Source organism: Pseudomonas sp. Au-Pse12, from assembly GCF_021341665.1.
Taxonomy (GTDB): domain Bacteria; phylum Pseudomonadota; class Gammaproteobacteria; order Pseudomonadales; family Pseudomonadaceae; genus Aquipseudomonas.
Genome location: NZ_JAJTTH010000008.1, coordinates 162,881 through 177,766, shown reverse-complemented (window position 1 = coordinate 177,766; position 14,886 = coordinate 162,881). Strand labels below are relative to the sequence as shown.

Sequence of the window (14,886 nt, the reverse complement as noted above, 5' to 3'; positions counted from 1 at the left end):
GGTCCGGTTCCGGGCCTGCGCTTTTTTATCTGTTCCCCTCCCCCCTTTTTTTCCACACTCGGAGAACGTCGCATGACGCTGGGTAACCTGAGCATCGCCAAACGCGCCGTGATCAGCTTCGGCGTGATTGCCCTGCTGGTCCTGCTGCAGGGGCTGTTCGCCCTCAAGCAAGTGGCCGAAGTCCGCGCCACCGGCCAGCACACTGAAAACATTTCCCTGCCCAGCACCCGCTACCTGGGAGAAGTGCGCGATTACGTGCTGAGCATCCGCGTGCTGAGCCTGCGCATGGCCCTCAACCGTGAACCCAAAGTGCTGGAAAGCACCATTGCCCGCCTGCATCAGGTACAGGCCTGGCTCGACCAGGCCCTGGCCAGGTTCGCGCCGCTGGTGGGCGATCACAACCGGGTGCAGTACGAGACATTCCTCGCCACGGTCAAGAGCTACCAACAGGCCCTGGCCCAGTACGAAGCCCTGTCCCAGGACAATCGCAGCACCGAGATGACGGCCCTGCTCAACGGCAAGATCCAGGACTACTCGACCCAGACCGGCGACCAGTTCACCGAACTGATGAACCTTACCGCCGAGGAAGTCAGCCGGTCGGCCCAGCATGCCGACGCGCTGTACACCCAGGTCAAAGTCACGGTGATCGGCGCCCTGCTCGCCGTCGCCCTGTTGACCCTGTGCCTGGCCTGGCTACTGATTCGCAGCATCGTCGTGCCCATCCGCCAGGCCGTGGGCGTGGCCGAGCAAGTGGCCGCCGGCGATCTCAGCCGACCGATCCACAGCGAGGGCCGCGATGAAACCGCGCGCCTGCTCAAGGCCCTGGCCAGCATGCAGGCCAGCCTGCGTGAAACCCTGCAACTGATCAGCAGCACCTCGACCCAGCTGGCCGCCGCCGCGCAACAGATGAGCCAGAGCACCCACCAGGACTCCAGCCGCCTGCAGCAGCAACACAACGAAATCGAGCAAGCGGCCACCGCCGTCAACGAGATGACCGCGGCCGTCGAGGAAGTGGCGCGCAACGCCGTGTCCACCTCCGACACCACCCGCCAGTCCACCGCCCAGGCCACCCAGGGGCAGACCCGGGTGATCGAGACCCTGGACTCGATCCAGGCCATGAGCAGCGATGTCGGCACCGCCCTGCAGCAAGTGCAGACCCTGGCCGAGCAGTCACGGGAAATCGGCAAGGTGCTGGACGTGATCCGCGCCATTGCCGAACAGACCAACCTGCTGGCCCTGAACGCCGCCATCGAGGCCGCGCGGGCCGGGGAAGCCGGGCGCGGTTTTGCCGTAGTGGCAGACGAAGTGCGGGCCCTGGCCCATCGCACCCAGCAGTCAACCCAGGAAATCGAACAGATGATCGGCCGGGTCCAGGGCGACACCGACAGCGTGGTGCAGTCCATGCACGGCAACAGTCAGCGGGTGGCCCAGACCCTGTCCATCGCCGAACAGGCCGGGCTGGCCCTGGGGGAAATCACCCGGGCCATGGAGCAGATCCACGAGCGCAACCTGGTGATCGCCAGCGCCTCGGAAGAGCAGGCCCAGGTGGCCCGTGAAGTGGACCGCAACCTGCTGAACATCCGCGACCTGTCCCTGGAAAGCGCCGACGCCGCCACGCGCACCAACGCCACCAGCCAGGAGCTGTCGCACTTGGCGGCCGGCCTGCAGAACCTGGTGGTGCGCTTCCGTTTCTGAGTGGTCTCAGCGGCGGCGTTGCTGCCAGGCCGCCGCCAGCCCGCTGAGGCAGATCACGGCGATGCCCACTTGGGTAATCGCATCCGGCGTGTGGTTGAACAGCAGCCAGCCCAGCAGCCCGGCAAAGACAATCTGGCAATAGCCGAAGGGCGCCAGCAGCGCCGGCGCCGCATGGCGAAAGGCCTGGGTCAGGAACAGGTGGGCGCTCATGCCGCAAGCTCCCAGCGCCAGCATCAGCACGCCATGGACAATCCCCGGGGTCTGCCAGAAGAACGGCACCAGCGCCGTCATCACCAGGGTGTTGCACAGCCCGGCGAAGAAGTTGCTGGTGGTGGGGCTGTCGTGCTCGGCCAGCTTGCGGGTCAGCAGTTGATAGAAGCAGAAGAACAGCGCCGAGCAGAACGGCAGCAGCACCGCCGGCGTGAAGAGTTCACCGCCCGGATGGACGATGATCAGCACCCCGACAAAACCGCAGATCACCGCCAGCCACTGGCCACGCGTCACCTGTTCGCCGAGCAGGGGCACCGACAACGCGGTGACCAGCACCGGCGCGAGAAAGTTGACCGCCGTGGCCTCGGCCAGGGGGATGAACAGCAGCGCCGAGGTGAACAGCAAGCTGGTGCTGAGCAGGCACAGGGCACGCAGCAATTGCAGCAGCGGTCGCTTGCTGCGCAACACCCGCAGGCCGGATTGCGGCAGGAAGATCCCGGCCATCAGCAAGGTGTGGACCAGGTAACGGGCCCAGACCACCATGATCACCGGGAAGAACCCCGAGAGGTATTTGGACAGGGCGTCGTGGCTGGCGAACAGGAAGGTCGCCAGGACGATCAGCAGAATGCCCTTGAAAGGGTGATTGATCCCGGAAAGGGGCGTGCTGCGAGTCATGGACATTCCTTGGGGTGATTGAAGACAACGCTTCGCGGCCAGCGCCGCTTCAAATCCGAGCCAGCAACTCCCGGGTACTGTCCAGCGCCATTTGCGCCCGCTGCAAGGCGCTCACGCCCTGCTCCAGCAACTGCACCGTGGGAATTTCCAGGCTCAGGGGCAGGTGTTGCGGCAGACACTGGAGCAGCCCCGGCAGATCGCAATCGCCCTGCCCCGGAAAACGCCGTTCGTTACGGGCCTGGCGCAGGATCTCCTGCATGTCGTCCGGACGCGGCCCGGCAACGTCGCACAACTGCGCATAGCGCAGACGCGCCGGAGCGACCTGCGCCAGGTCCGCCAGGCGCGAGCCCGAACGGTCGAAATGGAAGGCGTCCACCAGCACGCAGCCATTGTCACGACCGGCGTTTTCCACCACCCGCACGGCCTGTTCCAAGTTGCGCGCGTCGGTCCAGGGCATGAACTCCAGGTGGGGGTGCAACCCGTATTGCCGCGCCAGATCGCACAGCGCGGCGAAGTTATCGGTCATGCGCGCCTCATCCGGGTCATTGCCCGCCACCAGCAACTCGCTGGCGGCGAACTCGGCACCCACCGCCAGCAACGCTTCGAAGTCACCAACCCGGGTCTGCGGCTTGAGCCGCAGGATCTCCACATCCAGCACCCGCACGCCGCTATCGCGCAGGCGCGCCAGGGTCTGGCGACGCAAACCGGCATCCGCCACCAGCGGGAAGTGATGCTCCTCCGGGGTCGCCGGTTCCAGGCGCAGGCCGACATGGCTGTAGCCGGCACGGGCCGCCACATCCACCATCGCTGGCGGCGACAGCTCCAGTACGGTCAGGCTGGCCAGGGAAAAAATCCGCTCACTCATCAGTTGTTCACTCAATAGGGGTTGGGGTGCAGGCACGCCCCGTGGCGGCGGCCTGGCGAATCGCTTCAATCAGCGCCAGGGTGCGCGCGGCATCGGCGGCACTGACCAGCGGCGCAACTTCGCCGCGGGCGACTTGGACGAAGTGCTGCAACTGCAAGCGCAGGGCCTCGCCCGGATCGAAGGCTTCCTGCTGCATCAGCAAGGGTTGATGCCAACCCTCCCCGGCTTCGGCGTAATGCCAGCGCTTGAGCTGGGGAATGCTCAGCGCGCCCTCGGTGCCGGCCAGCAGGTAGCAAGGCTGATCGGCCTGACGCGGATACACCGGGTTCTCCCCGGCATCCAGCTCCCAGCTCCAGGGCGCGGCCGCGGCATCGGAGCCGGTCAGGCTGCCCAGGGCGCCGTTGTCGAACTGCAACAGCACCGCGGCGCAATCTTCATTGGCGTAGCCGCGCACGCTGTTGCTGGTGATGGCCTGGACCTGGCGCACCTCACCGCACAGGTGGCGCAGCAGGTCGAGGTCGTGGATCAGGTTGGTCAGCAACATGCCGGCCCCGGCCTCGCGGCGCCAGGGGATGTCGAAGTAGCTCTCGGGTTTGCGCAACTGCCAGAGCGCGGTGACGTTAGTCAGGCGGCCCAGGGCGCCGCTGTGCACCAGTGCATGGGCGCGGGCGATCAGCGGGTTGTGACGCCGGTGGTGGCCCACCAGCACCGGTACGCCCGTGTTGCGCGATGCCGCCACCAGCTCGCGCACTTCATCCAGGTTCACGCCCACCGGCTTTTCCAGCAGCACCGGCACGCCTGCGGCCAGGCAATCCAGGGCGGTGCTGACGTGAAGGTTGTTGGGGTTGGCGACGATCACCGCGTCCGGGCGAATCTCCCGCAGCAGGGTCTGGTGATCAGTGAAATGCGGCACCTGCCATTGCGCGGCGACGGCGAAGGCCTGGGGGCCGGGATCGGCCACGGCACAGAGCCGGGCCTCGGCCAGGGTCTTGAGGTGCTGGTAGTGCTGCTGCCCCATGTTGCCGACGCCAATCAGGGCAATGCGCAGTGGCGGGTTCAATGGAAGATCCTCTTGTGATTGTTATAGGGACAATGAATTCCAAATATTTAGAACTCAGTTCCACTTTCATACAAGAGGGATAAAAAATACCGTCCGATTATCGAACGGCTTTGTGCCGAGCCGAGGCTCGTGTAGCCGCTGCCGCAGGCTGCGAACGGCTGTGCAACAGACGCGGCGATATCAAGGCCACCACCCGCCCGACGCAAGATCGCCAAGCAAGGCCCTTCGGGCCTTTGCGCAGCCTCGCAGGCTCGGCAGCGGCTACAGGTTGAACAGTTCGGAAGCCTGGCTGGCGGCCGACAGCTCTTCGGCAAACTGCAGCAGCAACGGCGCCAGTTCATGCAGCCGCGCCAACGGCAGGCGCGCGCTGGGGCCGGCGATGCTGAGCACGCCCACCACCCGGCCATCAATGGGATGGCGCACCACGGCGGCGATCGCCGAGGTGCCGACCGCCGAGCTTTCCTCGACCCAGGCGTAGCCCTGCTCGCGGGCCAGGCGCAGGCGTTCGAGCAACTCGATGTTCGAGCGTGGTGCATTGGGCCCCAGGTCCGCCGGGGGTTCCACGCCCTGGCGTTCCACCAGCGACAAGGCCTCGGCATCGCTCAGGGTAGCCAGCCAGGCATGCCCGGAAGCGGTGTAGAACAGCGGCGCCTCGCGGCCCATGTCCGGGTCGTAGCGCAGGCCGGAACGGGCGCCCTGGGACTTGGCGATCCAGGTCTGGCGCTCGCCCTCGATCACGCCCAGGCGCACCAGCTCGCCGGCCTCCTGGGCCAGGCGATCGAGCACCGGCTGGACAATGTCGGCGCCGCTGACCGCAAGGTAGCGAAAGCCCATGGCCACCAGCCGGGTGGACAGTTGGTAGCGCAGGTTGTCCGGGTTCTGGCGCACATAGCCCAGGCGAATCAACTCCGCCAGCAGGCGATGGGTTGCGCTTTTGGGGATCTCCAGCTGTTCCGCCAGGGTCTGCAAGGGCAGGCCGCGGGGGTCACCGGTAAGACGTTCGAGAACACTGAAGACGCGTTCGATTTGACTGCCAGCCATGGTCGGGTCCCGACAAAATTTGGCCGATTCTAGTGACAACGGGCCGGTTGGGGAACTGCGCGGCAGGGTTCGATTACCGCCCAGAATCGACGCGACCGGACCTGGGGCCCGGCACAACGCCTTGTGCGCAGGTTAGCCGAGCCCGTATATTTTTTGGAACCCACTTCCACAAATCGAGCGCCCAGCGACCGCGCCACGGGCCCTAGTTGGCCGGGCCTCTTCCACCCGACCGTGCTGTACAACCCTCAACTGCCCGCCACCGCTGCAGCCTGTCCTACCCGGCTGTACTGTTTTATCCACAGGGAGATTGCCCATGCCTCACCCCCTAGACTGCCCCGTCCTCACCCACAGCGGCCTGCACCTGCCCAAGCTTGGCCTGGGCACCTGGCCGATGCTCGATCTGGAATGCACACGCGCCGTGGAACAGGCCCTGGAACTGGGTTACCGGCACATCGACACGGCCCAGGCCTACCACAACGAAGAGGCCGTGGGCCTGGCCCTGGCCAACAGCCCGGTACCCCGGGAGCAGATCCACGTCACCACCAAGGTCTGGTGGGATCAGTTGCAGCCCGATGCCATGCGCCACTCGCTGGAACGCAGCCTGAAAGCCCTGCGCAGCGACTACGTCGACCTGTTCCACATCCACTGGCCCGCCAGCGACTGGGAGCTGGAGCGCAGCATCGACACCCTGGTGTCGTTCAAGGAACAAGGCTTGGTGAAGCACATTGGCGTGGCCAACTTTCCCCTGGCCCTGCTGCGCCGGGTGGTCGAGGCATTGGGCGCGCCGCTGTCGGCGATCCAGGTGGAGTACCACGTGCTGCTGGGACAGCGCGGCCTGCTGGATTACGCCCGCGAACGCGACATGGTGCTGACCGCCTATACCCCGCTGGCGCGCAACAAGGTCTCAGAGGTGGCCGAGATCCAGCGCATCGCCGCCAAGCACGGCGTGTTGCCGACCCAGGTGGCGCTCAAATGGTTGCTGGGCCAGGACAACGTCGCGGCGATCCCCAAGGCCAGCAGCCGGGCCAACCAACTGGCCAACCTGGAGTCCCTGAAGATCCGCCTGGACGACGAAGATAGGGCGCTGATCGCCGCCCTGCCCAAGGATCAGCGTCAGGTCAGCCCGGACTTTGCCCCGGCCTGGGACGCTTTCGACCACTGATACCCAGCGTTCCCTGGCGCCACGGCGCGGCGCCAGGGAAGGGTTTCTGGAGGGGCGGCCCTGCGATGTTTCAGAAGTCGAAGAACACCGTCTCGCCTTCACCCTGAATGCGGATATCGAAGCGATAGGCGCGCTGGCCATTGATCTCGCAAGGATGGGCCAGCAGGGTTTCCCGGCGCTGCGGCTGCTCGATCAGGTTCAGCACCGGGCACTGGGCGTTGGCCTCCGGCTCATCGGCAAAATACAGCCGGGTGTGCAGGTGGATATTGATCCCCCGGGCAAACAGCGACAGGTTGATGTGCGGCGCCATGGGCACCCCGGCAGCGTTCTTCACCACCCCGGGCTTGACCGTGTTGAGGGTCCATTCCCCGGCATCGAAGGTGGTGGCGGTGCGGCCAAAGCAGTTGAAGGGTTTTTCCGTGTCGAACACCGGGTCGTAGACCCCGGCAGAATCGGCCTGCCAGAACTCCAGGAAAGAATCACGCACCAGGTGGCCATTACCATCGTAGACGTGGCCGATCAGCAGGATCCGCTCACCCGGCGCATCGGGCTTGGCCATCTGGTTCCAGATTTCCTCGGGGCGGGTCGGGTTACCCGCCGCCGCCAGGGCCAGGCCGATGTGCACGTAGGGGCCGGCCGTTTGCGAAGGGGTTTCAGGCAGCAGTTGAACAGGCATGGCGGGCTCCTCAGCAGTTCTCGAAGTGGGTCTTGCGCTGGCCGCGCAGCACGATGTCGAAGCGATAGGCCAGGCAATCCATGGGGTTGGCGTTGCCCATGTCCAGGCGTGCGATCAGGCTCTGCACCGCGTCCGGGTTGGCGATCGACTTGACGATCGGGCACAGCGGGATCAACGGGTCGCCTTCGAAATACAGCTGGGTGATCAGGCGCGTGGCGATCGACGGGCCGCTGATGGAAAAGTGGATATGCGCCGGGCGCCAGTCGTTGGGGCCGTTGCGCCATGGGTAGGGGCCGGGCTTGATGGTGCGGAAGCTGTAGTAGCCGTCACGGTCGGTGAGGGCCCTGCCGACGCCGCCGAAGTTCGGGTCCAGGGGCGCCAGGTAGCGGTCGTTCTTGTGCCGGTAGCGGCCGCCGGCGTTGGCTTGCCACATCTCCACCAGGGTGTGGGGAATGGGTTTGCCGTACTGGTCGCAGACCCGCCCGGACACAATGATCCGCTCGCCCACCGGCAAGCCGCCGTTATTGAAGTTGAGCAACAGGTCGTTGTCGAAACGCCCGGTGCGCAGGTGGGAAAAGTCCGGGCCACTGGTTTCGCTCAGCGATTGCGGAATGCTCACCAGCGCCTGGCGTGGCGAGCGGGCAACGGAGGTCTTGTAGTCGGGGGTCAGGGCCTTGGGGTGCCAATTACGGTCGCGAATCACGAAGCGACTGCTGTCTGCATCAGACATGTCGATCTCCTGTTGTTTGATTTATGGAGCGCAGCTGACGCAGTTTCAAACAAACCAGGCGCGGGGAAAATTGAAAAGCCGCCCTCCATCCATAACCAAAAGGTTATGGATAACTGCCCTCGTGATACGCCTGCCCCACTTCCCGGAGCACGTCCACCGCCCATTGCGCAGCCAGCGATAGCGGCAGGCTGGCATTGCTGGAAATGCCCACCGACCCGCCGGGCTCGCGCAACCCCAGGTCCAGTTCCTGCAACTCGCCGTTGGCCAGGTCCAGGCGCACCGCATCCAGCGGCGCAATCCACAGCGCATCACTGGACAGGGTGTAGCGCCGGCTCAGGGCCACCGACAGGGTTTCCAGGCGTTGTTGCGACGGGGCGATACCGCACTGAATGAACAGGCTGTCGGCGTGCTTGCGAATGCTGGTGCCGGCCAGCGGCAGGACCAGCGGGTAGGCACTGACCGCGTCGCGGTCCAGGGGCCCGCTCGCCAGGGGATGCTCGGGACGCGCCACCAGGGTCATGGATTCGCTGTACAGGTGCTCGAAGCTCAGGCCGTGGATTTCCGGGCTCTCGGTCATGCGGCCGACAACCAGGTCCAGGTCACCGACTCGCAGTTGCGACAGCAGATGGGCGCTGGGGCCGGTCAATACGCTCACGGTCAGCGCCGAATGCCGTTGGTGCAGGCGTCGCATCACCTCCGGCAGCAGCAGGCTTTCCACGGTGGAAAGCACGCCGATGCGTACCAGCCCGGCGGCATATTCGCCGCCACGCAAGCTGCTGACGCCCTCGCGCAGGGCCTGCACCGAAGGCCCGGCATAACGCAGGAAGGCCCGCCCGGCCTCGGTCAGGCTGAGCCCGGCCTTGCTCCTGGCAAACAGCCGGGTTTCCAGCAGTTCTTCCAGTTCCTTGAGGGTTTTCGACATCGCCGGCTGGCTCACCGCCAGCACGTCGGCGGCCCGAGCCAGGCTGCCTTGGCGGGCCATTTCAAGAAAACACACCAAGTGACGGAATTTGATGCGGGTATCGATGTTCAATAGGGAGCCCCGAATGCGCCTGGACCGGATCGATCCGTAACCGGGCCATGGTAGCGTGCACGAAAATCCCTGACGACCGGACTGGCGCCGGTTCGAGCCACCAGCAACACTGACCAGCAGAAAAAACGAGGACTCCCCCATGCTTTGGAAAAAAGGCCGGCGCAGCGACAACGTCGTCGATGTGCGAGACGACAGCAGCAGTGGCGGTGGCGGCGGAGGCATGCGTTTTGGCGGGGGCAAGGGGTTGAGCCTGACGGCGATCGTGCTGATCGTCGGCATCGGCTGGGCCACCGGCCAGGACCCGCTGCAAATCCTCGGACAACTGCTGGGCGAACAGAGCGGCCAGACCTCGGTGCCGGCCACCACCCAGGCGCGCAAGGCGCCACCGGCCAACGATGAGCAGGCGGAATTCGTGCGCGCCATCCTCGGTGATACCGAAGACACCTGGGGCCAGATCTTCCAGCAGGCCGGCCGCCAGTATCAGGCGCCCAAGCTGATTCTGTTCCGTGGCCGGGTCAACTCCGCGTGCGGCGCGGCGAGTTCCGCCAGCGGGCCGTTCTACTGCCCGGCCGACCGCCAGGTGTACCTGGACATGGACTTCTTCCGGGAAATGGCCCAGCGCTTTTCCGCCGCCGGCGACTTCGCCCAGGCCTACGTGATCGCCCACGAGGTCGGGCACCACGTGCAGACCCTGCTCGGGGTCTCGGCGAAGATCCAGGCCGCGCGCCAGCAAGGCCGACAAATGCAGGGCGATGGCGGGCTGCTGGTGCGCCAGGAACTGCAAGCCGACTGCCTGGCCGGGGTCTGGGCCTATCACGCGCAAAAACGCCTGAACTGGCTGGAACCGGGGGATGTGGAAGAAGCCCTGAACGCCGCCAACGCCATCGGCGACGACCGCCTGCAACAGCAGGGCCAGGGCCGGGTCGTGCCGGACTCCTTCACCCACGGCACTTCGGCGCAGCGGGTGCGCTGGTTCAAGACCGGCTTCAGCCAGGGCCAGGTCGGCCAGTGCGATACCTTCGCCGCCAAGAGCCTGTAGATGCGCCGCCTGCTGGCACTCTTGCTGTGCCTGGGCGGCCTGAGTGCCCAGGCCGCGGCACATGGGGTCAAGGTCATCAGCCCCGAGCGCCTGCCCCTGGAAGGCGGGCAACTGGCCCTGGGCCTGAGCCAGGATTGGCGCCAGCCACTGCCCGGCGTTCAACGCGCGCTGATCATCGTGCATGGCCGGCTGCGCAACGCCCAGACTTACCTGAAGAGTGGCGAAAATGCCGCCGGACAGGCCGGGCAAAGCGCCACAACCCTGGTGATCGCCCCACAGTTTCTCAACCAGAGCGACAGCGCCCGCCATGCTCTGCCGGCCACGCTGCTGCGCTGGCAGGGCAATGCCTGGATGGCTGGCGAACCCGCTGCCGGCCCCGTGGCCATCAGCGCCTACGCGGTGCTGGACGCCCTCCTCCAGCGTCTGCAGGACCGCAGGCTCTTTCCCGCACTCAAGGAAGTGGTGATCGCCGGACACTCCGGCGGCGCCCAAGTGGTGCAGCGTTATGCCCTGACCACCGGCAACCATCCCGAACTGAAAACACTCGGCATCGACCTGCGCTTCGTGATCGCCAATCCGTCGTCCTACGCCTACTTCGATGCCACGCGCCCGGTGGCATTCGAGACGGTCAGCTGCCCAGGCTTCAACGACTGGAAATACGGCCTGAACCGGTTGCCAGTCTATGCGGCCGGGCGCTCCCCGGCGCAACTCGAACAGGGCTACGTGGCGCGCGACATCACCTACCTGCTGGGCCAGCAGGACACCGACCCCAACCACCCGGCCCTGGACAAGAGCTGCGCGGCCGAGACCCAGGGGGCCTACCGGCTGGTTCGCGGGCACAACTACTTCGACTACCTGATGCGGCGTCACCCGCAAGGCCTGCCACAACGGCTGGTGGAAGTGCCCGGAGTCGGGCATGACGGCGACCGGATGTTCACCTCACCCGAGGGGCAGGCGGCGCTGTTCCCGTAGACGTCGGCTTGCCGGCGAACAGGCCCTCAGACCGCAAGCAGCTCGCGCAACTGCGCGCAATCGCGCGCATGCCAGTCGGTCAGCTCCGGCCAGGGGTTATCCGGCAGGTTCACCAGCACCGTGCGCGTTCCCGCCGCGCGCCCGCAGTCCAGGTCGAAGCGGTAGTCACCGACCATCACCATGCGCTGCGGCGCCACGTCCCAGGCCTCGGCCAGCTTGAGCAAACCGCCTGGGTGGGGCTTGGGCGGCGCTTCGTCGCGCCCCAGTACATCCGCCTTGGCGAAGCAGTCCGCCAGGCCGATGGCTTCCAGGGTCACGTGGGCCAGCTCCCGGGCATTGCGCGTGAGGATACCCAGGCGATAACCGCGCCCGGCCAGTTCCCGCACCAGCTCCACCGCGCCCGGCGCCGGGCGCGAACCCAGGGCCAGGTCGCGCTCGTGCTCCAGCAGCCAGGCATGCTTGGCCGCGGATTCGTCCGCCGGCAAGGCCGCCAGGTGCGTGAGGATGTCGTCCTCTGGAGGAATCGACAGCGCCTCGCGGATCGCCGCGAAATCATGCACGGCGATGGTCAGGGTGCCGTCCATGTCGAACACCCAGTGTTTTATCTCTGAAAGACTCATGCCCAATCCTTGCGATGGCGGATCAACCCTTCCTGAGTCACCGAGGCGACCAGCTGCCCGGCGCGGTTGAACACGCTGCCCCGGGAGAAGCCCCGGGAATTGCCGGCCCAAGGGCTGTCCATGGCGTACAGCAGCCAGTCGTCGGCCCGCAGGTCAGCGTGGAACCACAGGGCGTGGTCGAGGCTGGCGACCTGCATGTCCTTCTGCCACACCGACTTGCCGTGGGGCAGCATCGAGGTGGTCAGCAGGCCGAAGTCCGAAGCGTAGGCCAGCAGGTACTTGTGCAGCGCCGGGATGTCCGCCAGGGCGCCGTCGGCGCGGAACCAGACGTACTTCACCGGGTCCATCGGCTGCGGGTTGTAGGGGTCCTTCTCGGTCACCGGGCGCACTTCGATCGGCTTGGGGCACAGCAGTTTCTCGCGCATGTGCTCGGGAATCAGGTGCGCGCGCTGGGTGGTGATTTCCAGCTCCGACGGCAGGTTTTCCGGCCCGACCACCTGGGGCATGCTGTTCTGGTGCTCGAAGCCTTCTTCGTCGTACTGGAAGGAAGCACTGCAAGTGAAGATCGGGTTGCCCTTCTGGATCGCCGTCACCCGCCGGGTGCTGAAGCTGCCGCCGTCACGCACCCGGTCCACCTGGTAGACCACCGGCAAGGCGGCGTCGCCGGGGCGCAGGAAGTAGCCGTGCATGGAGTGCACGTGGCGCGCTTCCTCTACTGTCTGGCTGGCCGCGGACAACGACTGGCCGAGCACCTGGCCGCCAAACAGCTGGCGAAAACCCAGGTCCTGGCTGCGACCGCGAAACAGGTTTTCTTCGATCGCTTCCAGGGTCAACAGATCGACCAGATCATCCAGCACATGACTCATTCAGGTTCTCCTCACACAGGGCAACACCGCGCAATCTCGGCTGCGGCGGTGACATCAATTGGGTCCAGGTATCTCGTCGGCACATTCTAAACGTGCGCGCCTGCTATCCATGCAAGGTTTCCAGCCATTGTTCGCGGCTGATGCGATACAGCACATGCTCGCGCAGCGGGTGATCGCTAGCGAGTTTCGGGTGTTCGAAGTCTTCCTCGACGGCGTGATGCATGCCAATGGCCTGCATGACCTTCTGCGACGGCAGGTTGTTGCGGGTGGTAAAGGCCACGACTTCTTCCAGGGCCAGGCGATCGAAAGCGCAACGCAAGGCGGTCCAGGCCGCTTCGCTGGCATAACCCAGGCCCCAGTGTTCGCGGGCCAGGCGCCAGCCGATCTCCACCGCCGGGGTAAAAGGCGCGTCGAAGCTCACCACGCCCAACCCGGTGAAGCCGATAAAGGCACCTGTGTCCTTGCGCTCCAAGGCCCAGCCACCGAAGCCATGTTCGGCAAAATGCCCGCGGATCTGCCCGATCAGCGCCGCACTTTCCAGGCGGCTCAGGGGGGCGGGAAAATAGCGCATGACCTGCGGATCGGCACACATCGCGGCAAATGCCGGCAAATCATCGTCACGCCACTGGCGCAGCAGCAGGCGCGCACTCTCGAGTTGCAGTATCGGCTCCATCGGGGCCCTCCGTTTCCATGGGTGCAAGTCTACATCGCTGGTAGGATCCTTCACGGGTTCCTCTAAGAAAATGCCATGTCATTGCCACTGATCTATCACGACGACTACAGCCCCGAGTTTCCGCCGGAACACCGCTTCCCCATGGACAAGTTCCGCCTGCTGCGCGACCACCTGGTGGACAGCGGCCTGACCCGCGACGCCGACCTGCTGCGCCCCGAGCTGTGCCCGGCCGACATCCTCGCCCTGGCCCACGACCCCGCCTATATCGAACGCTACATGAGCGGCGAGTTGTCCCGGGAAGACCAGCGGCGCCTCGGCCTGCCCTGGAGCGAAGCCCTGGCCCGGCGCACGGTGCGCGCCGTCGGTGGCTCCCTGCTGGCCGCCGAACAGGCACTGCAACATGGCCTGGCCTGCCACCTGGCCGGCGGCACCCACCACGCCCATTACGACTACCCGGCGGGGTTCTGCATCTTCAACGACCTGGCGGTGATCAGCCATTACCTGCTGCACAGCGGGCGCGTGGGGCGAGTGCTGATCTTCGACTGCGACGTGCACCAGGGCGATGGCACCGCACGGATTCTGCAACATACCTCCGACGCGGTGACCGTCTCGCTGCATTGTGAAAAAAACTTCCCCGCGCGCAAGGCCCAGAGCGACTGGGATATTCCGCTGCCCATGGGCATGGGCGACGCCGACTACCTCAAGGTGGTGGACGACACCCTCAACTACCTGCTGCCGCTGTATCAGCCCGACCTGGTGCTGTACGACGCCGGGGTCGACGTGCACCAGGACGACGCCCTGGGCTACCTCAAGCTCACCGATGCCGGTGTGGCCGAGCGCGATGAACGGGTCATGCGCCACTGCCTGGGCCGCGACATCCCGGTGGTCGGCGTGATCGGCGGCGGCTACAGCAAGGACCGCCAGGCCCTAGCCCGGCGTCACGGCATCCTCCATCACAGCGCACAGCGGGTCTGGGAGTCGTCAGGCTGCTACTGAACCCTTGTGGCCTTACCCACATCCGCTGTGGAACCGCTTGTGGATAACCTGGGAGAAAGCCCCGCCAGCCCTTGTTTTCCGAGGGCTGCGAGCAGTCGCCTGTTTTTTGATCAATGCCATCAGACGGTCACAGTGTTGTGGGTCGCTTACCCCCAATCCCTGTGGAGCCGCCTGTGGATAAGCTGCGTGAAACACGCTGCAGCCCTCTATCGACGGGGCTTGCAGCGCGATGCTTGCTTTTTGATCAGCTGCATCGGGCGCTAGGCGACACCGTAGCGCTTACCCCCAATCGCTGTGGAACCGCCTGTGGACAACCTGCGTGAAAGTCGCCACAACCCACGCAGCGCAAGGCTTGCAGACAATCGACTAGTTTTTGATCAGTTTCATCAGGGTGTCATCCTGGTGTGGGCCGCTTACCCCCAATCCCTGTGGAGCCGCCTGTGGACAACCTGCGCGAAAGTCGCGCCAGCCCACGGGACACAAGGCGCCCAGCCCGATGCTCAGTTTTTGACCAGGCTGTATAGGTCCAGCAAGCCCCCTGCGCCTCGGGTAGAATGCCCGGCCTATTCCACC

The 14,886-nt window shown here is 65.6% G+C and carries 15 protein-coding genes; 5 read left to right on the top strand and 10 right to left on the bottom strand.

From position 1 onward, the window contains the following. Window positions 1–72 precede the first annotated feature (72 nt). Window positions 73–1,695 (top strand): methyl-accepting chemotaxis protein, encoded by a 1,623-nt coding sequence (locus tag LXM55_RS22575; protein ID WP_233322397.1) that lies wholly within the window; start codon window positions 73–75, stop codon window positions 1,693–1,695. A 6-nt stretch (window positions 1,696–1,701) separates the two neighbouring features. Here the strand turns inward: LXM55_RS22575 and LXM55_RS22570 are convergent, their stop codons facing one another. From LXM55_RS22570 to LXM55_RS22555, 4 genes are all read right to left on the bottom strand, one after another. Next, on the bottom strand, window positions 1,702–2,580 hold the full coding sequence (locus tag LXM55_RS22570; RefSeq protein ID WP_233322396.1) for a DMT family transporter: 879 nt from the start codon (window positions 2,578–2,580) through the stop codon (window positions 1,702–1,704). A 49-nt stretch (window positions 2,581–2,629) separates the two neighbouring features. Beyond that, a complete protein-coding gene (locus LXM55_RS22565; RefSeq protein ID WP_233322395.1) occupies window positions 2,630–3,445 on the bottom strand; it encodes a sugar phosphate isomerase/epimerase family protein in 816 nt (271 codons plus the stop codon). A gap of 7 nt (window positions 3,446–3,452) precedes the next feature. Continuing rightward, a complete protein-coding gene (locus LXM55_RS22560) occupies window positions 3,453–4,505 on the bottom strand; it encodes a Gfo/Idh/MocA family protein (RefSeq protein ID WP_233322394.1) in 1,053 nt (350 codons plus the stop codon). A gap of 261 nt (window positions 4,506–4,766) precedes the next feature. Next, window positions 4,767–5,546 carry an IclR family transcriptional regulator gene (locus LXM55_RS22555; protein ID WP_233322393.1) on the bottom strand — a complete coding sequence of 260 codons (780 nt, stop codon included), beginning with the start codon at window positions 5,544–5,546 and terminating at the stop codon, window positions 4,767–4,769. Window positions 5,547–5,859: 313 nt separating this feature from the next. Between LXM55_RS22555 and LXM55_RS22550 the strand changes: the two genes are divergently transcribed. Next, window positions 5,860–6,708 carry an aldo/keto reductase gene (locus LXM55_RS22550; protein ID WP_233322392.1) on the top strand — a complete coding sequence of 283 codons (849 nt, stop codon included), beginning with the start codon at window positions 5,860–5,862 and terminating at the stop codon, window positions 6,706–6,708. Between the two features lie 70 nt (window positions 6,709–6,778). On the opposite strand, the gene pcaG is transcribed toward LXM55_RS22550, so the two are convergent. From pcaG to pcaQ, 3 genes are all read right to left on the bottom strand, one after another. Further along, window positions 6,779–7,384, bottom strand: a complete 606-nt coding sequence (gene pcaG, locus LXM55_RS22545; RefSeq protein WP_060841214.1) for a protocatechuate 3,4-dioxygenase subunit alpha — start codon at window positions 7,382–7,384, stop codon at window positions 6,779–6,781. 10 nt (window positions 7,385–7,394) lie between these two features. Further along, complete coding sequence (pcaH, locus tag LXM55_RS22540) at window positions 7,395–8,114, bottom strand: protocatechuate 3,4-dioxygenase subunit beta (RefSeq protein WP_060841215.1); 720 nt, start codon at window positions 8,112–8,114, stop codon at window positions 7,395–7,397. A 103-nt stretch (window positions 8,115–8,217) separates the two neighbouring features. Then, window positions 8,218–9,147: a pca operon transcription factor PcaQ gene (gene pcaQ, locus LXM55_RS22535; RefSeq protein WP_233322391.1), complete on the bottom strand. Its 930-nt coding sequence runs from the start codon at window positions 9,145–9,147 to the stop codon at window positions 8,218–8,220. Between the two features lie 139 nt (window positions 9,148–9,286). Here pcaQ and ypfJ point away from each other — a divergent pair, with 139 nt between their 5' ends. Then, on the top strand, window positions 9,287–10,186 hold the full coding sequence (ypfJ, locus tag LXM55_RS22530) for a KPN_02809 family neutral zinc metallopeptidase (RefSeq protein WP_233322390.1): 900 nt from the start codon (window positions 9,287–9,289) through the stop codon (window positions 10,184–10,186). After that, window positions 10,187–11,158 carry an alpha/beta hydrolase gene (locus tag LXM55_RS22525; protein WP_233322389.1) on the top strand — a complete coding sequence of 324 codons (972 nt, stop codon included), beginning with the start codon at window positions 10,187–10,189 and terminating at the stop codon, window positions 11,156–11,158. 26 nt (window positions 11,159–11,184) lie between these two features. On the opposite strand, the gene LXM55_RS22520 is transcribed toward LXM55_RS22525, so the two are convergent. The 3 genes from LXM55_RS22520 to LXM55_RS22510 form a co-directional block, all read right to left on the bottom strand. Then, window positions 11,185–11,778 carry an HAD family hydrolase gene (locus tag LXM55_RS22520; protein ID WP_233322388.1) on the bottom strand — a complete coding sequence of 198 codons (594 nt, stop codon included), beginning with the start codon at window positions 11,776–11,778 and terminating at the stop codon, window positions 11,185–11,187. After that, entirely contained in the window at window positions 11,775–12,644 is an 870-nt protein-coding gene (gene tesB, locus LXM55_RS22515) for an acyl-CoA thioesterase II (RefSeq protein ID WP_102865388.1), read from the bottom strand. The genes LXM55_RS22520 and tesB overlap by 4 nt, the downstream gene beginning before the upstream one ends. A 103-nt stretch (window positions 12,645–12,747) precedes the next feature. Continuing rightward, window positions 12,748–13,317, bottom strand: coding sequence for a GNAT family N-acetyltransferase (locus LXM55_RS22510; protein WP_233322387.1), 570 nt, complete (start codon window positions 13,315–13,317; stop codon window positions 12,748–12,750). A 75-nt stretch (window positions 13,318–13,392) separates the two neighbouring features. On the opposite strand from LXM55_RS22510, the gene LXM55_RS22505 reads away from it, so the two are divergent. After that, window positions 13,393–14,313 carry a histone deacetylase family protein gene (locus tag LXM55_RS22505; RefSeq protein WP_233322386.1) on the top strand — a complete coding sequence of 307 codons (921 nt, stop codon included), beginning with the start codon at window positions 13,393–13,395 and terminating at the stop codon, window positions 14,311–14,313. Window positions 14,314–14,886: the final 573 nt, after the last annotated feature.

Bases quoted from the DNA above. Each gene is read 5' to 3' on its own strand.
- pcaG (WP_060841214.1), bottom strand. From the start codon at position 7,384: ATGCCTGTTCAACTGCTGCCTGAAACCCCTTCGCAAACGGCCGGCCCC.
- LXM55_RS22520 (WP_233322388.1), bottom strand. From the start codon at position 11,778: ATGAGTCTTTCAGAGATAAAACACTGGGTGTTCGACATGGACGGCACC.
- tesB (WP_102865388.1), bottom strand. From the start codon at position 12,644: ATGAGTCATGTGCTGGATGATCTGGTCGATCTGTTGACCCTGGAAGCG.
- LXM55_RS22570 (WP_233322396.1), bottom strand. From the start codon at position 2,580: ATGACTCGCAGCACGCCCCTTTCCGGGATCAATCACCCTTTCAAGGGC.
- LXM55_RS22510 (WP_233322387.1), bottom strand. From the start codon at position 13,317: ATGGAGCCGATACTGCAACTCGAGAGTGCGCGCCTGCTGCTGCGCCAG.
- LXM55_RS22565 (WP_233322395.1), bottom strand. From the start codon at position 3,445: ATGAGTGAGCGGATTTTTTCCCTGGCCAGCCTGACCGTACTGGAGCTG.
- LXM55_RS22550 (WP_233322392.1), top strand. From the start codon at position 5,860: ATGCCTCACCCCCTAGACTGCCCCGTCCTCACCCACAGCGGCCTGCAC.
- pcaH (WP_060841215.1), bottom strand. From the start codon at position 8,114: ATGTCTGATGCAGACAGCAGTCGCTTCGTGATTCGCGACCGTAATTGG.
- LXM55_RS22525 (WP_233322389.1), top strand. From the start codon at position 10,187: ATGCGCCGCCTGCTGGCACTCTTGCTGTGCCTGGGCGGCCTGAGTGCC.
- LXM55_RS22555 (WP_233322393.1), bottom strand. From the start codon at position 5,546: ATGGCTGGCAGTCAAATCGAACGCGTCTTCAGTGTTCTCGAACGTCTT.
- LXM55_RS22575 (WP_233322397.1), top strand. From the start codon at position 73: ATGACGCTGGGTAACCTGAGCATCGCCAAACGCGCCGTGATCAGCTTC.
- LXM55_RS22505 (WP_233322386.1), top strand. From the start codon at position 13,393: ATGTCATTGCCACTGATCTATCACGACGACTACAGCCCCGAGTTTCCG.
- ypfJ (WP_233322390.1), top strand. From the start codon at position 9,287: ATGCTTTGGAAAAAAGGCCGGCGCAGCGACAACGTCGTCGATGTGCGA.